General features: G+C 63.3%; 12 protein-coding genes and 1 tRNA gene. 4 read left to right on the top strand and 9 right to left on the bottom strand.

Going from position 1 to position 25285, the window contains the following annotated elements; translation table 11 throughout:
* Positions 1-19 precede the first annotated feature (19 nt).
* The gene (locus FJ430_RS13230; protein WP_181175252.1) at positions 20-532 is read right to left on the bottom strand and encodes a nuclear transport factor 2 family protein; all 513 of its coding nucleotides are present in this window, start codon (positions 530-532) and stop codon (positions 20-22) included.
* Positions 533-616: 84 nt separating this feature from the next.
* On the opposite strand from FJ430_RS13230, the gene FJ430_RS13225 reads away from it, so the two are divergent.
* Entirely contained in the window at positions 617-1462 is an 846-nt protein-coding gene (locus FJ430_RS13225) for a helix-turn-helix domain-containing protein (protein ID WP_181175253.1), read from the top strand.
* Positions 1463-1521: 59 nt separating this feature from the next.
* Here FJ430_RS13225 and FJ430_RS13220 read toward each other — a convergent pair whose 3' ends face one another.
* Genes FJ430_RS13220 through FJ430_RS13210 form a run of 3 tightly spaced genes read right to left on the bottom strand, consistent with a single transcriptional unit; the run spans position 1522 to position 5170 of the window.
* Complete coding sequence (locus FJ430_RS13220) at positions 1522-2541, bottom strand: ABC transporter permease (RefSeq protein ID WP_140703704.1); 1020 nt, start codon at positions 2539-2541, stop codon at positions 1522-1524.
* Complete coding sequence (locus FJ430_RS13215; protein ID WP_140703706.1) at positions 2538-4058, bottom strand: sugar ABC transporter ATP-binding protein; 1521 nt, start codon at positions 4056-4058, stop codon at positions 2538-2540. The genes FJ430_RS13220 and FJ430_RS13215 overlap by 4 nt, the downstream gene beginning before the upstream one ends.
* A complete protein-coding gene (locus tag FJ430_RS13210; protein WP_181175254.1) occupies positions 4055-5170 on the bottom strand; it encodes a sugar ABC transporter substrate-binding protein in 1116 nt (371 codons plus the stop codon). Before FJ430_RS13210 ends, FJ430_RS13215 begins: the two co-directional genes overlap by 4 nt.
* A gap of 340 nt (positions 5171-5510) precedes the next feature.
* Between FJ430_RS13210 and FJ430_RS13205 the strand changes: the two genes are divergently transcribed.
* The gene (locus tag FJ430_RS13205; protein ID WP_140784250.1) at positions 5511-6128 is read left to right on the top strand and encodes a TetR/AcrR family transcriptional regulator; all 618 of its coding nucleotides are present in this window, start codon (positions 5511-5513) and stop codon (positions 6126-6128) included.
* Between the two features lie 561 nt (positions 6129-6689).
* Here FJ430_RS13205 and FJ430_RS13200 read toward each other — a convergent pair.
* From FJ430_RS13200 to FJ430_RS13185, 3 genes are all read right to left on the bottom strand, one after another.
* On the bottom strand, positions 6690-18146 hold the full coding sequence (locus FJ430_RS13200) for an autotransporter-associated beta strand repeat-containing protein (RefSeq protein WP_181175255.1): 11457 nt from the start codon (positions 18144-18146) through the stop codon (positions 6690-6692).
* A gap of 207 nt (positions 18147-18353) precedes the next feature.
* Positions 18354-19979: a hypothetical protein gene (locus FJ430_RS13190; RefSeq protein WP_226892174.1), complete on the bottom strand. Its 1626-nt coding sequence runs from the start codon at positions 19977-19979 to the stop codon at positions 18354-18356.
* 535 nt (positions 19980-20514) lie between these two features.
* Positions 20515-20590 (bottom strand) — tRNA-Ile (locus FJ430_RS13185).
* Between the two features lie 210 nt (positions 20591-20800).
* Between FJ430_RS13185 and FJ430_RS13180 the strand changes: the two genes are divergently transcribed.
* Entirely contained in the window at positions 20801-21511 is a 711-nt protein-coding gene (locus FJ430_RS13180; protein WP_140703719.1) for an SIMPL domain-containing protein, read from the top strand.
* 229 nt (positions 21512-21740) lie between these two features.
* Here the strand turns inward: FJ430_RS13180 and FJ430_RS13175 are convergent, their stop codons facing one another.
* Both FJ430_RS13175 and FJ430_RS13170 read right to left on the bottom strand, forming a co-directional pair.
* Positions 21741-22100 carry a hypothetical protein gene (locus tag FJ430_RS13175; RefSeq protein WP_140640626.1) on the bottom strand — a complete coding sequence of 120 codons (360 nt, stop codon included), beginning with the start codon at positions 22098-22100 and terminating at the stop codon, positions 21741-21743.
* Between the two features lie 219 nt (positions 22101-22319).
* Positions 22320-22766, bottom strand: a complete 447-nt coding sequence (locus FJ430_RS13170; protein WP_140640628.1) for a YcgN family cysteine cluster protein — start codon at positions 22764-22766, stop codon at positions 22320-22322.
* A 1347-nt stretch (positions 22767-24113) separates the two neighbouring features.
* On the opposite strand from FJ430_RS13170, the gene FJ430_RS13165 reads away from it, so the two are divergent.
* Positions 24114-25265 (top strand): OmpA family protein, encoded by a 1152-nt coding sequence (locus tag FJ430_RS13165; RefSeq protein ID WP_226892173.1) that lies wholly within the window; start codon positions 24114-24116, stop codon positions 25263-25265.
* The last annotated feature ends 20 nt before the right edge of the window (positions 25266-25285 follow it).

Below are 25285 nucleotides of genomic sequence, written 5' to 3'. Positions count from 1 at the left end.
GACGGGAAAAGTGCGGGAGCTAAAGGATCGCCTTGTCTGACCAGAGGCGCTGATTGCGGCCGTCCATATAGAGACTGAGACGCATCAGGCGCTCCGAATCGACTTCCGCCACAATGGCGACGGGATGCACGTGCTGGACGCCGCCCCGCTCCGTTTTCAGCCTGCCGCTTGCAATGGCAACGATATCGTTGACCGCTGGCTCAGACAGTTCGAAGCGTGACGAAGAGACGGCCTCGAAGATCGCTTCATGACCGCGGCGCAGTTCTGTCTGTCCGAACAGCCGGTTCGGCTTCAGCATGGGAATCTCGACGAGTCCGCCATTGGAAAACAGCTCCATGATCGCGCCAATATCCTTCCGCGCGAAGGCGCGCACATAGGCTTGCAGCGCGTCTCCCGGGTTGGACAAAGCTTCTGTCTCCACAGCCATCCAGCGTTCCTCACTATCTTCTTGCGGCGCGCAATTGCGACGCTCTCGGGTCTTGACTAAGCTATGGAGAAGACAGGCAAAATGCATGATGACCCCAGTACCCATGCGCCGTTTGTCGGAGGAACCACGACCTATGCGGAAGGAGGCTTTTTCAGACGCGGGCGTGTACGCCGATCCAGGCGGGAGCGCTTGGCGAAAGCCAGGGAAATGGTGACGCGATCCTCGGAAGTCACATTGGGACTGTTATCGCGTGCACTCGACCACCGGGGCGAGGCTGACTTCCAGTTCCAACTCCTGGAAGCGTTGAGTTCCCTGCTGCATTGGAACTATCGCTATATTTTCCGCTATGGCCCCAACGAGCCGCCAGTTTGCCTGTTTCGAGAAGGCGGCGATTTTCATTCGTTCGATGTTTACCTGAGCGGTTTCTACCGGTTCGATCCGTTCTACCGGCTGTGCCTGAATGGCCCCCAACTCGGCGTTGAGCTGTTTCGCGACCACACCGTTGCCGAAAGAGGATTTCAGACCTACCACGACCTGCTGACATCGGAAGGCGTGTCCGACGATATCGTCGTCATGCTTCCGGATTCGAATGGCGCTACCCTGGTTCTCTGCTGGGATCGCGCCGAGGGGCAGTTCTCCACGCGGACGGTGCTTTTGCTGCGCACCTATCTGGCGCTGGCAAACTCGATTCATCAGACGCATCTCGGTACGCCCAACGCGAACCCGACGGCTCAAACAGACCAAGTCTCGGACGGCTTGTCCGCCACGCGCGGCGCGCCGCCTTCGCTTCTGTTCGATGTCGCGGTCGAAACCTACAGTCCTGGTAACCTTGCCCCGCGTGAACTCCAGATCGTGCGGCTCTCGCTTCGAGGCTATCACAATGCCGCCATCGCGAAGGCCATGGGCATCAGCCATCAGGTGGTCAAGAACCGCAAGCGAATGGTCTATGACAAACTGGACATCACCTCCGAGCGCGAACTGTTCCGGCTCTTTCTCGACCACATCATGAGTGATGTTCGGGAGGACGCCGTTTGAGGCAAGTTGAGCCGCGTCGCGCCGCAGACGGCCAAGCTCCCCTTGAGGGCGGCGGCACTTCAGGCGCGGTTGCGACCCAGGAACTTGGAAAGACCGACACCGAGGATGAGGGCAAAGCCGTTGACCAGATCGTTGACGTAGACCTCGGCGCCGGCAAGGTTGAGACCGCTGTTGATGGTCGCCAGGAAGAACACGGCGACGATAACTCCGGCGACGTTGTAGGTGCCCGGCAGAATTGCGGAGGCGCTAAGAAACGCCGCCGCGAGGGCCGGCAAGGTGAAGGATTCGCCGACACGCGGGTTTGCGCCGCCCGTCCTGGCGATCTGGATGAAACCGGCGAAGCCCGACAGGGCACCGGATATCACGAAACTGAGGATCACCATGCGGGTCGTATTGATGCCGACGAGTTTGGCTGCCGAGATGTTTGAGCCGATCGCATAGAGATAGCGGCCGAACGGTGTGAAGATGATCACATATCCGAGAAGCAGCGCGACGATGAGAAGAGCGAAGAAGGGCAGCGGTATCCCGAACAGGGTGCCCGATCCGAATTTGGACAGGATCGGCGGAATGTTGCTGACGATGCTGACGCCGCCAGTCTTCCAGGTCACGCTTCCATGGATAATGATCGATATGCCGAGTGTCGAAATCAACGAGTTGATTCCGGCGCGCGTGACCAGGACGCCGTTTACGACACCGATGGATGTGCCGATCGCGACCGCAAGCAACAGCGCCAGGAACCAGGGCATGCCTGCCGACATCGCGACCGCTGCAAAAATGGAAGAAAGCCCGAGATTTGCGCCCACGCTGACGTCGAACTCGTTGACGATCAGCGGGACGAAGGCTGCCAGCGCTACGATCGCCAAGACCGCCTGATTGGCGATCACGATGCGCAGATTGGCCGACGTCGGGAAGGTCTCGCGTGTCGCCGGCAAGAGCGTGAAGAAAATCGCGATCAGAGCCAGGAGTGCCACAAGAGCGTAGGCCTCGCCATAAAGGCGGAAGAACCTACGGGCGCCATACTCCCGCGGCGCGGGCTTTGCATTGTTCGTGCCGGTTGCGACGAGAGCTGGTTCGGTCATGCTGCCACTCGCAGTTGGGTTAGTTCATGGAGGTGTTGTGTCGTGAGCTCGTTTCCGGACACATGGGCGCAGACCCTGCCACCGTTCAGCACCAGGGCGCGATCGCACAAGTCGACAAGTTCAGAAAAATCCGATGAGACGACAATGGCCGCCGCGCCTTCCATCGCGGCGGCGCGGATCAGTCGGTGGATCTCCGCCCTGGCGCCGATGTCGACACCCTGCGTCGGCTCATCGAGAAGCAGCAAGCGCGGTTTGCGCGACAGCCATCGTCCGATCGCTACCTTTTGCTGATTGCCACCGGATAGTTTGTCGACGGCGAGATCGACGCGACGCGGTTTGAGACCGACCAGATCGGCAAGGCGGAGCGCCTCCCGCTTTTCGGCGTCGAAGCGCAGGCGCAATCCCGACCAGTATCGATCAAGACTTGCAACGCTGAAATTGTTCATGACCGACAGGCTGGCAAATATTCCGTCTGCCATCCGGTCCTCGGGAACGAAGGCCATGCCGGCACGCACAGCGGCCCTGGGATCGATCGCGGTATACGGATGTCCGTCGAGCAGTATTGCACCCCCGGTCGGCCTGATTATGCCGAAGAGGGTACGCAGCAGCGCGCTTCGGCCACTGCCCAACAGTCCGGCGATACCGATGATTTCGCCGGCTCGTGCCGACAGGTCGACGCCGCGAAGCGGCCCGCCCTTAAGCCCTCTTGTCTCCAGCAGTATCGCGCCGGGGACCACACCCGCCGGCCTGGTGGCAGCAGTGTGGTTGGGGCCCGCGATGAGCCGGACAAGCATCGCCTTGGTTATTGAATCGCCGGAGAGATTCCCCGCGACCTTTCCATCACGCAGCACCGTGACGTGGTCGGCAAGATCCATGACCTCCTGAAGATGATGGGTGACGATGATGATGGTCTGGCCGGCCGCCGAGAAGCGGCGGAGTGCTGCTGCGAGCCTGTCCGCTTCCGCCGCCGACAGCGCCGAAGTGGGCTCGTCCAGAACCAGCAATCCGCTCGATTCGCCCTCCTGATCCTGCAGGGCTCGGGCGATCGCCACCATCATTTGGGCCGCCGGGCGCAAATTCGAGAGAAGTTGATCCGGATCTGCCTCGATGCCGAAGCGCTCGAGCACCTTGTCGGCCCTCCGCCTGACACTCGACCAGGAAATGCGTCCAAACCCGGCCGTCTCGAAACCCCTTCCTATTGAAAGATTTTCTGCCACCGACAGATGCGGGAATGTCGAGGAATGTTGGTGCACGACGTGGATCGAGCATTTCGTCGCCGTTGCCGCCGAAAAAGTGGACGCGGCAAACTCGACGCCCCCGAGGTCGATCCGACCTGCGTCGGCTCCGACGACACCGGCCAGGATCTTGATCAGCGTCGATTTGCCCGATCCGTTGCCGCCGAGCAGCGCATGGATGCTTCCCGAGGATACATCGAACGATACATCCTCCAAAGCCCGGGTCGCTCCATAGGCCTTCGAGATTGCGTGCAACCTGACGGCGAATTTAGCCGCATTCATTCCGTGATGCCCCAGGCTTTCTTGTAGGCGGCGACGAAATCCGTCGAAGCATTGAACGCACCAGCGGTGCCAGCGTTGTGATCCTTGTCGAAAACTTGCAGGCCAGCCCCCGAATTGACGGCCGGTTGCCCGTTGAAGACCCTGTTTAACGCGTCAACCGCGGCATAGCCTTCCCAGGCGCTGGGAATTCCGACGCCCGCACTGACCTGCCGGCTGCCCGCCCGCACAAGATTCATCGTTGCCTCCTGGCCCTCCGCGGCCACGACAACCAAATCTCGTCCGGACGCTTCGATCGCCGGTCCGACTCCGCTCAGGATGACGGAATCCGCGGGAACAATGAGGCTGTTCGCATTGGGGAAGCGCAACAATGCCTGTTCAGCAAGCTGTTGCAGTTGCGGGCCTTGGGAACCGTAGCTGAACGACACTTCGTGGACAGTGCAGCCCGGGCAGCGTTTCAACTCTTCGATCGTGGCTTCGCTCGTCAGCTTTGAAACAAGCACCTCGTCGCTGATCAACACAATGGCCTCAGCCTTGCCCCCGGTCTTGGCGATGACGTAGTCGGCCTGCCAGGCACCATATTTCTTGACCCAGGGAATGAGATCGCCCTCGACATAGGTGACGGCAGCGTCGAACAGGGAAGGCTCGCCCGGATCGCTGACGCTGCAGTCCACCCCCTCGATACTGACGATCTTCAGGCCGGAGTCCCGGGCCTCCGCCAAAGGTCCCTTGACGCCGTTGCAGTCGGCGCCGGCGAGAACAACCGCATCGAACTTGCCAGCGATCGCCTGCCTGATGCCGTTGGCCATGACGGCCGGATCATATTTTCCATCGAAGATCGTGGTGTCCCATCCCAACAGCCGGCCCGCTTCCTGAGTACCTGCTGCCTCCGCCGCGCAGAGACTGACGTCCTGGCTGCAGGAAACGAACCAGATCTTCTTGCCGGTGACGGGTTTGGGGCTTTCAGACGGCGGCAGCCGATAGCTCCCCGTGTAGAGATCCTGAAGAGATGGGAAATCCGAAGCGCCCGCCTGAGCCGGCATGAGCCAGCCTGAGAAGGCTCCAATCAACGCCGCGCCAAATCCGGATAGCGGTGGCCGTGAACGATGCGACATGTTCTTCCCCTTGGTTGGTTTCGTGAACCGCATGACGGTTGGTAAATGGTTATCTGCCTCGTCTCGCCTCTCCCGGCGAAAGAGCGGCCAACGTCAGGGCGATGAGCGGACGCCCAATCCCGTCTGTGGATTGAATTTGTATCGAGCCTGCCGTCCTCCTCCGACGTGAACCCAAAAATCTCGCCAGCGCTGCGGCCACGCGGTAGTTAATGTGTTAACAAACCCCACTCAATGTGTCAATTGACCTATAAACAATACGCCGAATACCGTCTATACCGTTCTCGTGAACGCGATGACGCAAACGCCTCGAACTGCTAGTCGAGGGAAACGGGAGGGCAAGATGGATCAGCGGGTCAAGGGCAAGAAGAGGATGGCGGCCGGCGAGCGCAGCGCCCAGATCGTAGACGTCGCGCGTGCGATCATGATCGGCGACGGCTATGGCGCCCTCACCCTGCGGGCCGTTGCCTCCGGCTGCGATGTGAGAATCGCCACCGTTCAACATTTCTTCGGCAACAAGGCAAAACTCTTCGAGGCCGTCATCGACTCCATTACGCATGACTACAACGAAGCCTTTGGCCGCCTCGAAAGCGAGACTCTCGGCAATGCAGAGACCAAGCTTCGGCGCATGCTGCATTTCCTCATCGAGGACAACAAGAACGCCCACACTGCCGGGTTCTTCTACGAACTCTGGAACCTGGCGCATCGCGACCCCATCGCCAGCAAAGCGCTGGATCGGCTGTGCGACGAGCAGCTCGTCCGCTTCCGCGATCTGATCCTGCGCATAAGGCCGGAACTCTCCTTCGACGCCGGGCTGCAACGCGCTGCTGTCATCATGGCCGCTACGGATGGACTGCTGCTGACGGTTGGCTACGGTCGGAGTCCGCCGGAAGCGCTTCGAGGATCGGGCCAGGATCGCCTGGTGGATATTTTGATGCACGTGGCAACGGCACAGGCCTGAGGACATCTTGCCCGCTATTTGAGGGCTGTTTGTCGTGATCGCGCCTGCATGACGAAGGTGGAAAAGTGGGCCACGCCGGCGCCGCTTGGTTCCTGCCCCGTGAAGCTGCGCAGATAGGCCGCAAGGTGGCCAAGGCGAGTCTCCGCCGGGAGGCGCTTTACACTGGTAGCTGGACCCGTTCCTTGAGTCGACTTTGGCGAACCGCTTCGCAAGCTATTGGTTTATAACGATTATGTTAGTCGCTGAGGGTGTGAGACTCCCTAAAAATCAATGGTTTAGCGGATGGTTAGCCAACCCATATCCTTCGTATTGTCTCGTATGGTCCGGCGAACCGAACAACAACAACACAGGTTGAGGCTGCGCCTCACCTCCCGCTACAAAAACAATGCCTGCGGTACTGCGTACGTTGGTTGCGGGGGCACGAAAGCACCAACGCCGACATTCGCTGATCGTGCCGTTTGAGAACCGTCTGATCTTTGTTTCCATCTTCAAAGGTCGCTCCACCGGGAATGCGAGCAGCCACACATGCATTCCGACCGAGAGTGAGCAGATGGTCAGCTGCTACCAGCGCACGCTGAAGCCGAGCTTTGCACCGATTGCCCGGCTGTCACCGACGTTTTTCAGGCTCGATTTGGCGAAGGCCTCGCCGTAGACCATGTAGCGGTCGTCGGCCCAGGAGAGCGACCCGCCGACACCCAGCCCGCCCCACAGCGGCTGGTCGTGCTCGTGCAGCGCCGTGCCCGAGACATCGACGTCATTGCCGTCGAGGAAGTCATAGTAGAGGTTGGCGATGCCGTAGAGATGCGAGCGGCTGACCTTGCCTTGAGCGCCCGTCCAGGCATCCTCATAATCGAGCGACAGGCCGGCGCGGCCGATCAGGGCATCGCTGCCACCCAGCGACACCGCCGCATCGAACGGATCGGTGAAGCTGCTGAAGCGAACCGAGGAATAGGCGAGCTGAGCCTGCGGGGTCAGCGTCCATTTGCCCTGCAGCGCGATCTTCCGGCCGGCCTCGATGCTCAGCGCATAGCCGAAGCCGTTGTTGCCCTTGGCAAGCTCGCTGCCCAGCGTGGCGGACCTCAAGTCGCTGTCATACCAAGTCATCTCGCCCTGAGCGTCGGTGTAGAAGCCGTTGTCGCCATACCAGGTCAAGGTTCCGCCGAAGCCATAGCCGGTGGCCTGGACGGAACCGGCGCCGTAGATCGACGAGATGTCCGACGAAGCCGTTCCGTAGTGGAAGGTGAGGCCGCCCAGAAGAATTCCGGTGGCATCCTCATAAAGCAGCCCGTCGATGCCGGACTGCAGCTTCCAGGTGGTCACGTCATAGTCCGAGACGGTGGTCGCGCTCCCAGGGCTCTGCCTTGTATGCGCCGCCTCGATGCGCGCCCAGATCGCGCTCTGGGTTGGGACGCTGCCGATCTCGTCGGCGCCCTGGCTTGCTCCCGCCCACGAGCGGTTGCCGACGCGCTGCTGCAGGGTGCCGAGTTCGTTGAGACTCTGCAGCACGCCGGGATAGGCCTCGTAGATCGGCACGGCCGGCGAATAGAGCGGATTGTTGATCAGCGCCGAGCGCAGATACCAGTCGCCGTCGGCCGGCGTGCTGACGCCGTTCTGATAGAGCCGATAGGCGTAGGCGCCGCTGACCACGGCCTGGTCGCCTTGGAAGACATAGTCGCCGGCAAGCGTGAAGGTGCCCGCCGAACTTCCATCGACGTCCACGATCTTGATGCCTTCCACTGTCTGGACCCCCGCCCCGCCGACATTGGTGACCGAGAGCACCGAGGTGCCCGAGGTGCTGCCATGCACAACCAGCCTGTCGGTGGTCGAGCCATCGCCATCGAGCGTGGTATTGAGGAAGATGGTTCCGCCGGCGCCGACGTAGTCGCCATTGATGGTCAGCGTCGTGCCGGGCGCGGCGCCGAGGCGCACGGAGCCGCCATTGTTGAGCGAGGCGACGGCCTGGTTGAAGCCGCCGAGATCGAGCGTCGCGCCGGAAGCAACGGTGAATGCAGAGCCGGCGCCCAGCACGTCCGCCGCGCCCGCCTTCAGCGTGCCCTGCTGGACGGAAGTCGGTCCCGAGAACGTCGAGCCTCCCGCCGTCAGAACAAGCGTTCCCTGTCCAGCTTTGTTGAACGCGCCAGACCCGGTCACAGCCCCGTTCAGGGTCAAGGTGGTATCGGCGGCGGTCGAGATCGTGCCAGAGCTCATCACGTTGACCGCACGCGAGGTGGCGAAGCTGCCGGTCGTGCCGAGCGTGCCGCCGTCGAAGGAGAGCGCTCCGGCGGCATCACCCAGATTGGCATCCTGCGAGACCCGCAGCGTGCCGCCATTGATTGCCGTGCCACCCGTGTAGCTGTTGATACCTGTCAGCACCAGCGTGCCGCGATCCGACTTCACCAATTGTGCGTCCCCAGAGAGGACGGAGGCGATCGTTGCCATCATCTCCGCGCCAGCCGCCGTGCCGTCACCGACGACTATGCTGCCGGACGGCCCGACGAGCTCGATCCCGTCGCCCCGGACGATGTAGCCGTCGGTCATGAATTGCATGCCCGATGCGGCCACCTGACCCAGGCTGTCGTCCACGGTTACGGTGCCGGCCTGTCCGGCGAAGATGGCGAAGGAGGCATCGGCGAAGCCGGCATTGGCCGTACCCGTCTCATTTGCCCAATTGTCATTGCCGGCGGCCGATTGCCAGACGCCGTCGCCGCCATTGACTGCGCCATTGTTTTTCGGGCCGGTATTGCCATCCCAGTAGTTGAAGGTCAGGCCTTCGGTGTTGACGAGGTTCACCTGGTGGTCGATCGAGGTCTGGATCGAATAACCCGACGATGGGATCGCCCCGACGACGAGCCCGTTGTTGGTCAGCGTGCCATCATAGCTGAAGACGCGATAGACGCCTGGCCCGAAGGTGCCGCCGGCGCTCACGCCGACGTTGAGCGTGCCGTCGAGCACGAGATTGCCGCCGACCGTGGTCAGATCGTTGAGCGCTCCGCCGGCGACATCGGCCTCACCGAAAGAATAGTTGAGGACCGCGCCGCTGGAGAGATTGAGGTTCCCGGCGATCGCCAGCGTGCCTGGTATCCCGTCGGCAGAGCCGGGCGACAGGGTCGCGCCGTCGGCAACCGTGACATCGCCGCCGATGACACCCTTGCCGCCGATGGTCGCGCCGCTTCCGACAGAGACCGCACCGGCGACCGCGCTGTTGTCGCCATCGACATAGAGGCCGCCGGCCGTGACCGTGGTTGACCCCGCGTAGCTGTTCGCGCCGGTGAGGGTGAGCGCGCCGGCGCCGGTCTTGTTGAGGCCGCCGGCATCGGTGAGCTGGCCCGAGAGGATAAGGTCGGCATCAGTCTGGAACGTGCCGGTACCCGAGGTCAGGCCAATATCGCGCGACGAGGTGAAGGCCGCGGTGGTCTTGAGCGTCGTACCATCATCCAGGCTCAAGCCGCCGGTCGCGTCGCCAAGGTTGACGTCGGCCGAGACCCTGAGCGTGCCGCCATTGATGGCCGTGCCGCCGCTGTAGGTATTGGTGCCGCTCAGCACCAGCGTGCCGAGGTCGGTCTTCACCAACTGGCTGGCGCCGGTGAGGTCTGAATTGACGGTTGCCACATAAGCTGCGCCGACCAGCGTGCCGTCGCCGACTCGGATCGTCGCCTGCGGTCCGTCGAGCGCGATGCCGTCGCCCTCGATCAGGTAGCCGCCGGTCGCAAATTGCATGCCGGTGGAGTGAATGTCTCCCAGGCTGTCGTCGACATCGACCGTACCGGCAGCGCCGGCAAAGATGGCGAAGACGCCATCCTGGTAGGGAGCGTTGAGCGTCCCGTCATTATTGGTCCAGTTGTCGTTGCCGGCGGAGTTCTGCCAGACGCCGTCGCCCCCGTTGATCGTTCCGTCGCCTTTCGGCCCGGCTGCGCCATCCCAGAAGTTGAGCAGCACGCCGGAGGTGTTTACGAGATTGACCTGATGCGCGATCGAGGTCTGCACGCTGTAGTCGCTCGAGGTGGCGTCGAGACCCTGATCGTTGAGCGTCCCGTCATAGCTGATGACGCGATAGATGCCGGGCCCGAAATTGCCGCCGGGGGCCTCGGTGACATTGATCGTGCCGTCAAGCGACAGATTACCATGCACGACGGTCAGGTCGTTATAGGCGCCGCCAACCACGCCGGCCTGGCCGAACGAGTAATCAAGGTTCGAGCCGTCGGCCAGTTCGAGGTTGCCGTTGATGGTGAGCGCGCCGGGCGCGGAGCCGAGGCCACCGGGGGCCAGCCTGCCGGCCACGTCGACGAAGACATCGCCGCCGATGGTGCCGTTGCCGCCCAGCGTGCCGAAATTGACGTTGGTCAATCCGGTTGCGGCGCTCTGGTCGCCATTGATGTAGAGCCCGCCTCCGCCGACAATCAGCGTGGTGCCGCCGTAAGTGTTGTCGGCCGTGAGCACGGTGTTGCCGGTTCCATCCTGGCTGACGCCGCCGCTGCCCGAGATCGTGCCGCCGAAAGTATAGAGGTTGGAGCGGTTGAAGCTGAGCGTGCCGTTGTCGACCACATCGCCGAGGATTGACCCGGTCGTGCCGCCGGTGCCCAGCATCAGGATGCCGCTCGCAATGGTCGTGCCGCCGGCATAGCTATTGTCCGCGCCGAGGATCAGCGCCCCGGCGCCGGTCTTGGTGAGCGCGCCCGCGCCGTCGACCGCGCCTTCCCACTGCAGGGCGCTGTCGACCTGGAACGTTCCGCCGCCCGCCTGAAGCGTCGCGTCGCGGCTGGTGACGATGCTGGACAGGGTCTGATGCAGCGTGCCGCCATCGAAGGTAACCTTGCCGGCCACATCGCCGAGATTGGCATCGGCGGTGATCTGGACCGTGCCGCCATCGATGACGGTGCCGCCTTGGTAGCTGTTGGCGCCGCTGAGCACCAGTATGCCGCCACCTTCCTTGGTCAAAGTTCCGGCGCCGCTCACGGTGTTGGTGAGCGCCAGGCTGGTCGCGCCGTCGGTGTCGAAGGTGCCGCCGCCGGCATTGAGCGTCACGGCGCGGGCAGAAGTGATATCGGCCGTCGTGTGCAGCGTGCCGCCGTCGAGCGAAAGACCGCCGGAGGCGTTGCCGAGATTGTTGTCCGACGCGATCTGGACCGTGCCGCCATTGATCGCCGTGCCGCCGGCATAAGTGTTGGTGCCTGACAGCACCAGCGTGCCGGCGTCGGTCTTCACCAACTGCGTGGCGCCCGTCAGGTTGGAGGCGATCGTCGCGACATAGGCCGCGCCCACCGCCGTGCCGTCACCGACGCGGATGATCGATTGCGGGCCGACCAGGCCGATGTCCGCGCCCTGGACCAGGTAGCCGTCCGCCGCGAACTGCATGCCGGCGGCCTGCACCGGGCCGTTGGTGCCGTCCACCGTCACCGTGCCGGCGGCCCCCTGGAAAATCGCGAAGCTGGCATTGGCGAAGGGAGCCGCGAACGTTCCGGTGATGTCCGTCCAGTTCTGGTCGCCTGCGGCCCGCCAGGTACCGCTGCCGCCATTCACCGCGCCATTGGAGTGGGGGCCGGCATTGCCGTCCCAGTAGCTGAGCGTCAGCCCGGCCGAGTTGACCAGGTTGACCTGGTTGGCCACCGAGGTCTGCACGAAATAGTTGGGATCCGTGACGTCGAGACCGTTATCGGCAAGGGAGCCGTTGTAGCTGATGATGCGATACACGCCCGGACCCAGGGTTCCTCCCGGGCTCTGGGTCACGTTCAGCGTGCCGTCGAGCGTCAGGTTGCCACCGACATTGATGAGATCGTTAAGCGGGCCGCCGGGCACGTTTGCCTGGCCGAAATTGACGTTGAGGTCGGAGTTGCCCAACGCGAGGTTGCCGTTGATGGTCAGCGTGCCTGGAGCATTGCCGGCGCCGCCGGGGGCGAGCGTACCGCCGTCGGCGACGGTGACGCTGCCGCCGATGGTGCCGGTGCCGCCGAGGGTCGCGCCGCTCGCGACCGATGTCGAGCCGGTAGCACCCGACTGGTTGCCGTTGATCAGCAGCGTCCCGGCATTGACGTTGGTGGCGCCGCTATAACTGTTGGTGCCGGTGAGCGTGGTCACGCCGGTGCCGAGCTTGTTGACCGAACCCGTGCCGGAGATGACGCCGTCGAAGCTGTAGGTGTTGTTCAGGTTGAACGCGAGCGTGCCGTTGTTGACGACGCTCGGTGTCGTCAAGGTACCCGCTGTCGCGCCGCTGCCCACCTGGAGCGTCCCGCCCTGGATCGTCGTGTCGGCGCTGTAGCTGTGGTCACCAACAAGCGTCAACGTTCCGGTGCCCTGCTTGTCCAGGCTCTCGAACCCGCTGATGCCCGCGCCCTGGACTGTGCGATTCACCGTGTTGATTACCCGAAGCGTGTCGCCCGCGCCCGTCTCGCCACCGGTGCCGGCGTTGACTGTTCCGGTGAGAACGGCGCCGTCGTTAAGCGTCAGCGTGTCGTTGCCGGCGCCAAGGTTCAGCGCTCCCACTCCGGTGTTCAAGGTCCCGGTCAGGTTGACAGTGTCGCTGCCACCGCCAAGGTCGCCTGTCGCCCGGAAAATGCCGCCAGTTTTGATATTGACGGTGTTGTTGCCAGTATTCCCGGTAATGGCGGTTTGGGTGGAGCCGGCGGCCTGGACCGTGCCTCCGACGGTCAAAGTGGAACTGCCCGTCATGGCGATGGTCGGCGTTTGCAGGCCGCCATCCACCTGCAATGTGCCGGCATTGATGGTGGTCGCGCCAATGGCGTTGTTAGGCGATGTCAGCACGCTTGTGCCCATACCGATTTGCGCCAGGGTGCCAGGCCCGCTCAGCGTGCCGCTGAAGGTGAAGGTGTCGCTGCGATTGAGGGACAGGGTGGACGTTGACGAATTGACGATGACATTGCCCACACCGGCATTGCCGGTGGTGCCGCCATTGCCGATCATCAGATTGCCGTCGTTGATGACGGTGTTGCCGGAATAGGTATTGTTGCCGGTGAGGACCCAGGTGCCGCTGTCGTTCTTGGCGAGCGTCGTGGCGCCGGTGCCGTTGTCGCCGATGGCACCGCCCATCGTGTTAAGGCCGGTGTTGGTGCCGCCTAGCGCAATCGTGCGCGTTGCGTTGGTGCCGGTCAGGCTGACCGTCCCGGTATTGGCGAAGACGAGCGCTCCTGTTCCCGAGGACTGGATATAGGTCACGCCGGTATCGAGCGTGAATTGACGGTCGGTGGTATCGCCCGTGCCGACATAGCGCAACGTCGAATCCTTGCCGATCACCAGGTTGCCGGCCGCGTTAGAAGACGCACCGATGCTGCTGGCCATTCCGCCATCGGCCAATTTGTCGACGATCAATATGCCGCCGCCGATGGTGGTCGCGCCCGTATAGCTGCTGGCCTGATTGGTCAGGCGCCAGGTGCCGGTGCCGGTCTTGGCGAGCGAGGTGACGCCGGCGATGTTGTCGTCCAGCCGGGCGCCCAAGATATTGGTGCCGGTATTGGTGCCGGCCAACGTCAAGGTGCGCGGGGCGTTGCCGGCGAGGGTTACCGGGCCGCCATAGGTGAACTGTATGGCGCCGGTGCCGGAAGAATCGAGCGTGGCGCCGCCCGCGCCCAGCGTGAACTGCCGGTCTGTCGTGGCGGCCGCGCCGACATATTGCAGGGTAGCGCCGTTGCCGATCACCAGGTTCGCCGGATTGGACGACGAGGCGCCGATCGAGCTGTTGACGCCTCCGTTCGCCAGGCAGGTGACCTGGAGCGTGCCGGCATTGATCACGGTGCTGCCGCTGTAGCTGCTGTTGCAGCCGGAGAGCGCCTGGATGTTGGCGCCGTTCTTGATGAGCCCGCCGGTGCCGCTGATGGCGCCCGCGTAGGAACGGGTGTCGACGCCGTTGATCGTCAGCGTCGCATTGCCCAACTTGATGTTCCCGCCAGTGGCTCCGCCGCCGATGAGGGATGTTACCACCGTGTTGAAGCCCGCAAGGTCGAGCGCAACGCCGGCGGTGTTGTCGAGGGTCATATGTCCCTGCGGACCAAAGGCGTTGGTCGTCCCCGCGCGCAGCACGCCGCCCGAGATCTGGGTGTTGCCGGTCGATGTATTGGCGCCGGACAGGACCAGCGTGCCCGGGCCGTCCTTGCGCAAGCTGCCTGCCCCAATGACATTGCCGGTGAAGGTCAGGGTCGCGGCGGCATTGGAAACATTGATGGCGCCGGTATTCGCCGAGAGTTGGAAGCCGCGGTCGGTCGTGACGCTGCCGCCGGTATAGATAAGCGAGGCATTGTTGAAGATCAGGTTGGTCGCAGCGTTGCTCGAGGCGCCGATGCCGCTGGCGACGCCGCCGTTGCGGATGCAATCGGTGCTGATGTTCGCGCCGTTGAGGTTCGTGGCTCCGCTATAGCTGTTGTTGCAGCCAGTGAAGGTCTGGGTGCCGCCACCGGTGCGCAGGATGCCGCCGGTGCCGCTGATCGAGCCCGAATAACTGCCGTTGCCGCCATTGATCTGCAGCGTGGCCGAACCCAGCGTGACATTGCCGCCATTGGCGCCGCCGCCATTGAGCGCGCCGACAACATTGTTGAAATTGTTGAGGTCGAGCGATACGCCCGCCGTATTGGCAAGCGTCATCGGCCCGCTATTGCCCAGTACGTTTGCCGCGCCGGCACGCAGGATGCCGCTATTGACCGTATTGCCGCCAGTATAGGTGTTGGCCGCGGTCAGGGTCAGCGTGCCCGCGCCGTTCTTGGTAAGGGCGCCGCCTCCCACCACCTGGCCACCGACCGTCAGCGTCGTGCCGGCCGCGCTGACATCGACGACGCCGCCGCCGGTCCCCAGCGTGAAGCCGCGATCGGTGGTGGTCGTGACGCCAGTATAGCGCAACCCGCCGCCGCCACTCAGCGTGAGATTGGCCGGAGCGCTGCTGCTCTGACCGATCGGGCTGAGCTGTCCGCCGTTGGGCAGCGTGTTCACGGCCAGGAGGCCGCCGGTGACGGCGACGGCGCCGGTAAAGTCGTTATTGGAGTTGGCGAGCGTCAGCGTGCCCGCACCGCTCTTGGTGAAGCCGGCGCCATCCGTGCTGGTGACGAGGCCCGAAAAGATGAGATTGGCGTTCGCGTTGGTGACCTCGACACCGGCGCCCGTGATGGCCCCTGATTTGCCGAAGGTGAAACCGCGGTCGCTGCTGTCGCCGGCTCCCGTATAGCGCAGCGTGCTGCCTTCCAGCACCAGGTTGGACGAAGCCGCCGACGATGCACCGATGCTGCTGGTGGCACCGCCATTGCCGATGCTGGTCACCGCCAGCGTGCCCTGCACGACGCGGGTGGCGCCGGTGTAGCTGTTGGCGGTGTTGGTGAGCGTGACGAGTCCCGTGCCGGCCTTGGTGAACCCCATGCCCGGACCGTTGTCGACGATCTGCGAGGCGATGGTGAAGTTGCCGGTACTGTTCTGCTGGACCCCCAGCACGCCGCCATTGGCGCCGGTCATCTTGCCGCCGGTGATCAACTGGTTGTTGCCCAGCACCGTCGGCGCGACAATGATTGTGCCGTCCACGCCCAGCGTCTCGCCGGCATTGACCGTCACAGTGGTGGAAACCGGCTGGGTATAGCGCAGCCCGCCGAGCTGCTTGGTCCCCGTCACCGTACCGGAAAAGCCGGCCACATCGGTGATGAACTCATTGTCCAGCCAGTTGGCGGCGTTGTCCTTGTCGGTGTAGTCGGCGTCGGTGAATGCGAGGATGTTGCCACCGACGACCTTGGCATAGTCGGTGCCGTTGACCGTCGCCCAGCCGCCGAGCGAGGTGTTGGTCGTCCTGATGTTGCCGCTGGTCGGCAGGTTGAAGTTCATCAGCCCGCCGGTGCGGGTGATGGCGCCCAAGTTGACGGTCATGCTGCCGCCGGTGCCGGAAACCGCACTGACCGTGTTGTTGCCGGCGGTGATCGTCAGGCCGTCGAAAATCTGCGTGTCGCTCTCATTCGCGGCACCGGTCACCTTTAGCGTGCCCCCCGTCATGACCAGGGCGGAATCGCTGCCGACGATGTCGCTTGTCGGGCCGCCGGCTGGGCTGAAGTCGAGAGCCAGCGTGCCTCCGCCGATTGTGGTGTCACCTGTATAGGTGCTGGCGCCGGTGAGCGTCTGGGTGCTGTCGCCCAACTTGGTGAGCCCGCCGGTGCCGGTGATGCTGCCGGCGAAGCTCGCGGTGGTGCCGGTTGGCGCCTGGATCGTCAGCGTAGCGCTGCCCAGGTCCAGCGTGCCGCCTGTGCCGGCCAGGGTGGTCAGCGTCTGGCTGTAGCCGTTGAAGTCCAGCGTGCCGCCATTGACCACGAATTGGCTGGAGGCGCCGAAAGCGCCGGCCGATCCCGCGCGCAGCGTTCCGCTGTCGACGATGGTCTGACCGGTATATGTGTTCGCGCCCGAAACAACCCAGGTGCCGGTCCCGGCGCCGCGCAGGTTGCCGGCGCCCGAAATCACCCCCGAAACCATATTGTCGGCGCCGGCGAAACTGCCGCCCAGCGTACCCGTGCCGCTGAGGCTCATGGTTCCGCTCAGCGCCAGTGCGCCGCTGCCGTCATTGTCGAGCGTGCCGCCGCCGCTGAGCACCCAGTTGCGGTTGGTGCTGGCGCCCACCCCGGTATAGCTCAGGGTGCCGCCGCTTATGCCTGTTGTGCTCCCCGCTCCCAGCGAGCTGGCGACGCCGGCATTCGCAATGATGCCTGCCTTCACGGTTCCCGCGCCTGATACACCAGAATTGCCGGTGAACGTATTGGCACCACCAAGCGTCAGGGCCTGCCCGGCATTCGCGATAAAGGTGGCGCTACCGCCGCTGATGACGCCAAGCAGCTCCAGGTCGGCGGTCGCCGCAGTGAAAGAAGGCACTTGGGCGAGACCGCTATTGCCCACCGAGATAGAGCCGGTCAGCGTCAGGGTGCCGGTGCCGCTGTTGCCGAGGCCCGTGCCGCGATAGCCGTTGGAGTACAAGCTCCAATTGCGGTTCGACACATCGCCATCGCCGACATAGGTAGCAGTGCGAGTGCCGGCGGTTCCGCTCGGATTCGATATGCTGATGTTGCCGTTCGCGACCGTGGTGGGCGCCCCAAGCGAACTCGCCTCGCCCAGATTGCCGATCGAGGTGAAGGTGGAGCTGCCAGCGCCAACGAAGCTGGTTGCACCGGTGTAGTTATTGGTATCGTCGGTCAGGTTCACCCCTGGGTTGACGGAAAGACCGCCGATGCCGGTGAAATGGGCGCCGCCGATACCCGCCCCCGAGAGGGTGACCACCGTGCCGCTGAGCGTGACGGTGCGCCCAGTCAGGCTGCCGCCGGTCGTGCCGATATTCAGCGCACCGCCCGAGATGGTGATGTTGTTGCCGACATCGCCCAAGGCGGCGGCACCGCTCGCGGTTAACGTACCGCTGACGTTGATCTCGCCCATGAAGCTGTTGATGCCGGTCAGCGAGAGCGCGCCGCCGGTGACCACGGGGCTGCTGCCGAAGCTGTTGTTGCCGGTGAGGGACAAGGTGCCGGCGCTTACGGTGAGGCCGCCATTGAAGCTGTTGTTGCCGGACAACGTCAGCGTCCCGCCACCGGCCTTGATCACCCTGCCTGTGCCGTTGATCGTCGATGCGATCGTGGAGCCCCCGGTCGTGACCATGAGCGTGGGGTCGACTCCGCCGAGAGTCAGCGTGCCGCCAGTGACGGAATAGCCACTGACCTCGAACGTCACGTTGTGGGCGGTGATCGGCGCGCCGAGCGTAATGGTGCCCGCCGTGCCGCCAAAGAAGGCGTCGTCGAGCGATCCGTTGTTCCAGGCACTATAGGGGCCGCTTACACCGTCATTGCTGGCGCTCCAGACCGAATCGGTCAGATTCCAGATGCCTGTGCCACCGCGGTTGAGCGACGTATTGTTGACGTCCCAGTAGAGGCTGGCTGCCGGAGCAGCTGTCGTGGCAAGCCCTGTGAGCAGCGCCAGCGCTGGCAGCCTGCCCAGTACTCCATGGGTGACGCATGCGAAGAACCCGACCGCCTGAGGGGCGTAGCTGGCCGCTTGTCCTTGCCATTTCGTCATGCGTCCGCCGCGAACGGCTTGCAGGCGACAAGATTGTACAGTTCGATCCCGCCGCATGTTCCCCTCGCACCGTACCTAGGCGCGATGGTCACCGGAAAAGTCATGGAAACCGGTATTTTACGCCCCAGGCTATCTATGGCGAAGCCCAGCCACAACGGAACGTAACTTACGGTATCGAACATCGGGAACGGCGCCTCGCATGGGGCATCAATCCCGCATCAAGCCTGCTTTCTTGAGGGAGCCGAGGAATGTCTCGGCATCATTGGAATTGCCGAACCGGAACAACGTCTCTTGTCGAATATTTGCGACCAGTCCGGGCTCATGGAGCATGAGCCAGGAACGCTCGCGCTCGGCGTCCGCCGTGTAGCCTCCCTCGGCAAAGATCGCGGCGGCGATCGAATGATAGAGCGCATTGTCGGGAACATTCGCCTTTTTGATCCACATTACCGCCTGCTCGATGTCGTGACTGAAATAAGCGCAGAGAGCCAACCCCGCCTCGTAATAGGCGAGCGGCCCCGGATTGCGATTTCGTGCCTCCGCGACCAACGGGCACCCTTCTTTCCAATTTCCGGACAGCGCCAGCCGATACCCGTACTCACCTACGAATACAGTGTCGTTCGGGTTGATGGCCATGGCACGGCGCCCCACTCTGATGGCCGCGTCAATTTCCCCCTTGAAATAGAGTGCAATCATCTGCGCCTGAAGGGCCCGGACGTTGGTCGGCTCCAGTTGCACGGCGCGATCCGCCGCGGCAAGGGCGCGATCGATCAGCGGTGCCGATTTCTGGGATTCGAACGGATAGTAGAACCGGACTTCATCAATGTAGATCAGCGATAGAAGCGCCCAGGCGGTTGCATATCCGGGAAATCGCTCCACGGCCCTTTCGAGACAGGAACGGACAGCGGGACGGGTTTCAGGATTGAAGCCGGCTCGATACGAATAATAGGAAAGCGTGCAGAAATAGGCAGCCTGATCGTCGGGAGCACCGGGAACGGCGCGCTTGGCATCTGCCTCGAACAGCGCGCCATATGGCTGTGCCAGGCTCGTGGCGACATCGGCGGCGATATCGGCCTGGACCTTCAGAAGTTCGGGCACGGTTGTCGCGCCGTCGTAACTGTGCGCCCAGAGCACCGATCCGTCCCCACGGTTGAGCATGCGAACTCGAACCCGAAAGCTCCCGGCGGACATATCCACACTTCCTGCGAGCGCGTACCGTATGTCGGATCCCACTTGGCCGAGAGGCTGGACCACGACAATGTCACTGAATTTGGAGAGCTGGCTTATGACCTCCTGCGTAAGCCCACGGGCCAGAGCTGTGGTTGCGCTCGACCCGTTCATGTCGTCAAACCACTCAACCAGCAAATGTGGGGTTTCCGGCTCGCTTGGAGAAAGCCGGGAAGAACCGAACCACAAGACGAGCGCCGTGGCAGCAGCAACCAGCACGGCCACCGCTGCGATGAGTCGAGGCTTGCCCGGTCGGCGCGGCGGCTGCGGGGGCTCGCGTATAATGGCGGGCGTATGTTCTTCTGAGGAGGCAGCTACGGTGTCGCGCGATGAGAACGCGGCAACATATCCTCCCTTTGGAAGGCTGATGAGAATGGGATCGGCCAGTCCAGCCGTCAGGTAATACCGTTCAAGCGACCTGCGAAGGTGGCTGGCCGTAATGCGCACGATCGGGTCAGTCTGCGGGTCGAACGAAGGGTCCCGGTCGAACACCTCTACGGCTATTGAATAGGCCTTGATGCGATCGCTCCGCCCAGCCAAGGTTTCGTCCACGACATAGCTGAGGAACCGACGCTCGCGATCGGTTGCCTGAAAGTCCGCGCTGCTCAAAATACTCGCCAGCTGGGCTCTGCAGTCTTCGGTGGAGAATTCTATCCGTCCATGTGCGTTCAATTTCGCGCCAATCTATCCCTCATCCACCTTCATACCAACGGCGCCGAGTCGTCCGCGCGATGGCGCAGGCGTCTGTTGGTTACATTCCGGCCCGTGTGTCTGCAATGGTGCTTGCGCGTACCTCACCAGCTGTGGGCGGGAACTCGATTAGGGAGTCGACGGAATTGGAGGCACGCAAGCCGGCGGCGACATAGCCGGAAACTGGTTTCCCAGTGCCGCTGCATCTGCGGCCCGACCGCCATCGGCCTTTAGCGTCCCGACACCAACGATGGATTCGCCCGTGAACGCCTAGTTCTCGGCGCCACGGCTGATTTTTGCTCGATCGGCGGCGGAACTCCGGCGTTGCCGCCATCGACAGCATGACATAGGCGGGATTCGTGAGCAGAGAACGGTCACGGTCAGCCAGCCGCTAGCCGCCTCCTGGCTAACCGAAGGAAGAAATAGACGCCAAATCATTGATAAATAACAACAATGGTGGGCCCGGAGGGACTCGAACCCCCAACCAAGCGGTTATGAGCCGCCGGCTCTAACCATTGAGCTACAGGCCCCACGCGGGCTGGCTTAGTGTTTTTCGTTCGTCCGCACAAGGCTTTCGAAAACTCTGGCGGGAACCGTCAAAATCAGCCCATATTCGCTGCGTAGAGCGGCTTGCGCCCATAAAGGCGCGTGAACAGGTCCAGGCCATGCACCGCACTGCAGGGAATCGGCGCCTTTGCGGGGTCGCACGGGCGGCGGACAGCAGACTTCGAGGAGTTTTCATGACCAGACATCTTTTGCCCATCGCGCTCGCTGCCGCGGTCGCGTTCCCGGGGCTGGCAAGCGCCGCCGACACCCAGCCCCCGCCCCGCATCATCGTGTCCGGTGAAGGCGAAGCGACGGTGGCGCCTGACATGGCGATCCTTTCGCTCAGCGTCATGCGCGAGGCCAAGAGCGCGCGCGAAGCGCTCGATGCCAACAACGACGCCATGGCGGCGGTGGTCGCGGCGATGAAATCCGCAGGCATTGCCGACCGCGACCTGCAGACCGCCGGCATCCAGATCAACCCGCGCTACAATTACACCAACAAGGCCGACGGCAGCCAGGAAGCCCAACTCGTCGCCTATCAGGTGACCAACACGCTGTCGGTGCGCGTGCGCAACGTCGACAAGACGGGCGAGATTCTCGATAAGGCGGTGTCTCTCGGCGTCAACCAGGGTGGCGGCATCACCTTCACCAATGACGATCCGAAGGCGACGATCACCGAGGCGCGCAAGAGGGCCGTCGCCGACGCGATGGCCAAGGCAAAGACGCTCGCCGAAGCGGCCGGCGTCAGCTTGGGCAAGGTGCTCGAGATCACCGACCAGAACGTCGCGCCGGTGCCGATGCCGATGGCGGCCAAGTCGTTCGATGCGGCCCGTTCGGCCGTGCCGGTGCAGGCGGGCGAGAATTCCTACAACGTCCAGGTCACGGTCACCTTCGAGCTGAAGTGACGCCCGGCCCAGTCGCGGGCATGCCGTTAATAAAAAGCCCCGAAGGAAACATCCTCCGGGGCTTTTTTGGACCCGCGCCTCATTTGAGGGGCTCCGCTACTCAAGATTGATCTTCGCAGGAGATCATATCTGAATTGATCTTCGCAGGAGATCATATCTGATAGCTGATCCTCGCAAGGATCATGCTTTCAGGCGATCCTCGCAGAGGATCGTCCTTTCAGCTCCAGCCTCAGCGATAGATGATCGGGCAGCCGCGCTCGTTGGCGAACACCACCACGACACGGTCGCCATACTGGCGGCCGGCCACCTTCACGGTACGGCGGCTGATGTCGACGATGCGCGCGCGATGCAGGCCCATGCGCTCGGCCTTATCGAGGGCGCGGTCCGGCGAGCAGCCGCGCCAGTCGCGGTCGCGGTCGCGGCGCCAGTCGCGGCGATAGCCGTCATCGTCGCCGGTGTAGATGCCAAAACGCGGGTCGTGCCTGTCCCCGAAACCGAGATAGAGGCTGTCCGCATGCGCCGGAATGGCGGCCAAAGTGCCAAGCCCGACAAGGGCCGAAAGGGCTGCCGTCTTGATCGTGTTGAACATCGTCTTCTCTCCTTGTTGTGGGCTTTCGCCCGTAGAACCGATGATTGGAAAATGCCTGTTTGTGTCTGAATTTTCTGCGAACCGACCATTCATGTCCGGTTCATGTAGCGCGAACCCGCCAGGGTTCCCCGCTCGCAGTGCTTAAACGCGAACCCCACGACGGTTCGTCCTTAAACGCGGACCCTTCAGCGTTCGTCATCAATATGCGTTGCGAACCGGTTACGGTTCGTCATCCAGTATATAATCGAAGTAGTCGTCTGGCTCGGCCAGATCGGTTTCCTTGGCCTTCACACGGCCCTGGATTGAAATCCCGGCATCGTGCACGGTCGCGGCGCTTCCCGAAACAAGCCTGTGCCACCAGTAGAGATCATGGCCCTCGGCGATAAGCCGGTAGGCGCAGGTTTTTGGCAGCCAGGTGATGGTGCGCACATTCTGCGGCGTCAGGCCGACGCAGTCGGGCACCCGCGCCAGGCGGTTGGCATAGTCGGAGCAACGGCAGTTCTGCGCGTCGAACAACCTGCAGCCGACGCTTGTCCAGAATATCTCGCCGGTATCCTCGTCCTCGAGCTTCGACAGGCAGCATTTGCCGCAGCCGTCGCAAAGCGATTCCCATTCGGCCGGGGTCATCGCTTCAAGCGTCTTGGTTTTCCAGAACGGCGCGGTCATTTTGGTGGATTTGGCCCTCCGCGGCCTTCCGGTCAAGCGCTGCTGTGACGCTGACCCCGTATCAACATTAGAAAAACATGAAATTGCCTTTAAAAGGCCGGTTGGGCGTCCTTGGCTGGTGCCAATGCCTGACGGAACCAATTGCGGATGATGAAAGTTTGGGCAGGGATGGGACCCTACTAGGAGAAAATTGATATGAAACGCCAACCACGGATTCTGGCGGGCACGGCAATCGGCCTGCTTATGGCATCCGCGCCGTTGGGCGCGTACCCGCTGCAGGGGGGTGTCGCTTCTGGCAGCCTGCACGGCGCGCCACTCATTCTCGCGCAGGCCGCCTGCGCCGAAGGCCAGTCGGCCGAGGAATGCGCCCAGGCCGGTGGCGGCCAGCAGGGGGAACAGCCGCGGAAAAGGAAGCGCGAACAGCAACAGCAAAGCGAATCGGCGCCGGCTGAACAAGCCGCACCCGCCGAGTCCGAGCAACAGCCGCGCAAGAAACGGCACGAGCAGCAGCAGACGGACAATGGCCAGTCCGGGGAGGCTGCCCCGGCCGAGCAGCAATTCAAGCCGCGCAAGAAGCGCGACCAACAGCAGCAGATCGAAGCGGCGCCCGCCGACCAAGGCGGCCAGCCCGCGACCGACGAACAGCCGATCAAGCCGCGCAAGAAGCACGATCAACAGCAGCAGATCGAGGCGGCGCCCGCCGACCAGGGCGGGCAGCCCGCGACCGACGAGCAGCAGCCGCGCAAGAAGAAGCGCAATCAGCAGCAGATCGAAGCAGCGCCGGCCGACCAGCAGCCCGCGGAACAGGTCGCACCTGCCGCCGGTAACCAGCAGCAGAACGACCAGCAGCAAGGCAACCAGGGTCGCAAGAAGCGCAAGCACGATCAGCAGCAGAGCGAGCCGGCCGGTCAGACCGGCGAGCAGGTGGCGCCGACCGAACAGACCGCTCCCGCCAACGACAACCAGCAAGGCGGCAACCAGGGGCGCAAGAAGCACCGGCAGAACCAGCAGAACGAGACCGCTCCGGCGGGCGAACCCGTGCCACAGGCCGAGCCACTGCAAAACGGCGAGCAGCCGGTCCAGGGCGAACAGACCCAGGACAAGAAGAAGCGCGGCAAGAAACCGGCTGCCGAACAGCCGGCAAACGGTGAACAGCCCGCTACCGGTGAGCAACCTGCCAACGGCGAGCAGACAAAGGCTGGCCGCCAGCCCGCCACCGGCGAGCAGCAACCCGGGACCGGCGAACAGCCGGCGAACAACAACCAGCCTGCCAATGGCGGCAACGCCGCGCAGGGCGAAACCGCCAATCCGAACGAGGCACCTGTCCTGGACAGCCAGAAAGATGCCGTGCGCAAGCACCGGGGTCGCAACGATAACGGCCAGAACGGTGGTGCCCAGAACGACAACGGCCAGGCCGGCAATGGCCAGAAGACCAATCAGGCCGGACAGCGGCAGGGTGGCGAGCAGGCGCAGCAGCCGGCTCCGGTCGACCAGGGTCCGCCGCCCACCGACGACAAGTCGGCGCAGCAGGCGATCAGGCCAGCGAAGCTCGTCCCTGTGGATGAGGAGAAGGGCAAGCGGATCGACCGCACGCCCGAAGACTTTGCCCGCGACCGCCGGCGGCCAAAGGGCACGGACGTCGTGAAGCAGTTCGGCGACCGCGTCATCCTCCAGTTCAACAACCAGACATTCGTGGAAAGCAACGAGGCGCCCCGCATCACCCGCGGCGCCAAGGACGTCTACTACGAGGACCTGTCGGGCGGGCGCACCCGCGAGACGGTCGAACGCGGCAACGGCGTCCGCGTCGTCACCATCCGCAACCGTTATGGCGATGTCATCCAGCGATCGCGGGTCATGCCGGATGGCCGTGAATATGTGCTGAGCTATGTCGATGAGCGGCAGTACCAGGATGACGGCGACTGGCGCGATCCCGGCGACGACCTGCCGCCGATGCGGCTCACCATACCGCGGCGGGACTACATCCTCGATTCCGAGGATGTAGAGAGCGACGACGACTACTACACTTTCCTCGAGCAGCCGCCGGTGGAAAAGGTGCAGCGTCTCTACTCGATCGACGAGGTCAAGCGCTCGGCCCGCGTGCGCGACATTGCACGGCGTATCGATCTCGACACGCTGAACTTCGACTTCGGCTCGGCCACCATTTCCGACACCGAGGTGCAGAAGCTCGATGGCGTCGCCAACGCTATCGAAAAACTGCTGCAGAAGAACCCGGCCGAAACCTTCTTGATCGAAGGCCACACCGACGCCGTCGGCACGCCGGATGCGAACCTCGCTCTGTCGGACCGTCGCGCCGAGGCGGTCGCCGAGGCGCTCACCAACGCCTTTGGCATCCCGGCCGAGAACCTCACCACGCAGGGTTATGGCGAGGAGTATCTCAAGGTGAACACGCCCGGACCGAACCGCGAGAACCGGCGTGTCGCCATCCGCCGCATCACCTCGCTGGTGGCGCCGGTGGCGAGCAACAGCGACCAGCAATGAGCGTGTGATTTCAAGATCCT

Origin of the sequence: Mesorhizobium sp. B2-8-5 (assembly GCF_006440675.2) — a bacterium.
Taxonomy (GTDB): Bacteria; Pseudomonadota; Alphaproteobacteria; order Rhizobiales; family Rhizobiaceae; genus Mesorhizobium.
Note: the sequence above shows the minus strand (reverse complement) of the source record. Positions and strands in the feature narration are given on the sequence as shown.

Coding starts and splice junctions, on each gene's coding strand:
- FJ430_RS13200 (WP_181175255.1), bottom strand. CDS start 18,146: ATGACGAAATGGCAAGGACAAGCGGCCAGCTACGCCCCTCAGGCGGTC.
- FJ430_RS13205 (WP_140784250.1), top strand. CDS start 5,511: ATGGATCAGCGGGTCAAGGGCAAGAAGAGGATGGCGGCCGGCGAGCGC.
- FJ430_RS13180 (WP_140703719.1), top strand. CDS start 20,801: ATGACCAGACATCTTTTGCCCATCGCGCTCGCTGCCGCGGTCGCGTTC.
- FJ430_RS13230 (WP_181175252.1), bottom strand. CDS start 532: ATGGGTACTGGGGTCATCATGCATTTTGCCTGTCTTCTCCATAGCTTA.
- FJ430_RS13170 (WP_140640628.1), bottom strand. CDS start 22,766: ATGACCGCGCCGTTCTGGAAAACCAAGACGCTTGAAGCGATGACCCCG.
- FJ430_RS13210 (WP_181175254.1), bottom strand. CDS start 5,170: ATGTCGCATCGTTCACGGCCACCGCTATCCGGATTTGGCGCGGCGTTG.
- FJ430_RS13175 (WP_140640626.1), bottom strand. CDS start 22,100: ATGTTCAACACGATCAAGACGGCAGCCCTTTCGGCCCTTGTCGGGCTT.
- FJ430_RS13220 (WP_140703704.1), bottom strand. CDS start 2,541: ATGACCGAACCAGCTCTCGTCGCAACCGGCACGAACAATGCAAAGCCC.
- FJ430_RS13215 (WP_140703706.1), bottom strand. CDS start 4,058: ATGAATGCGGCTAAATTCGCCGTCAGGTTGCACGCAATCTCGAAGGCC.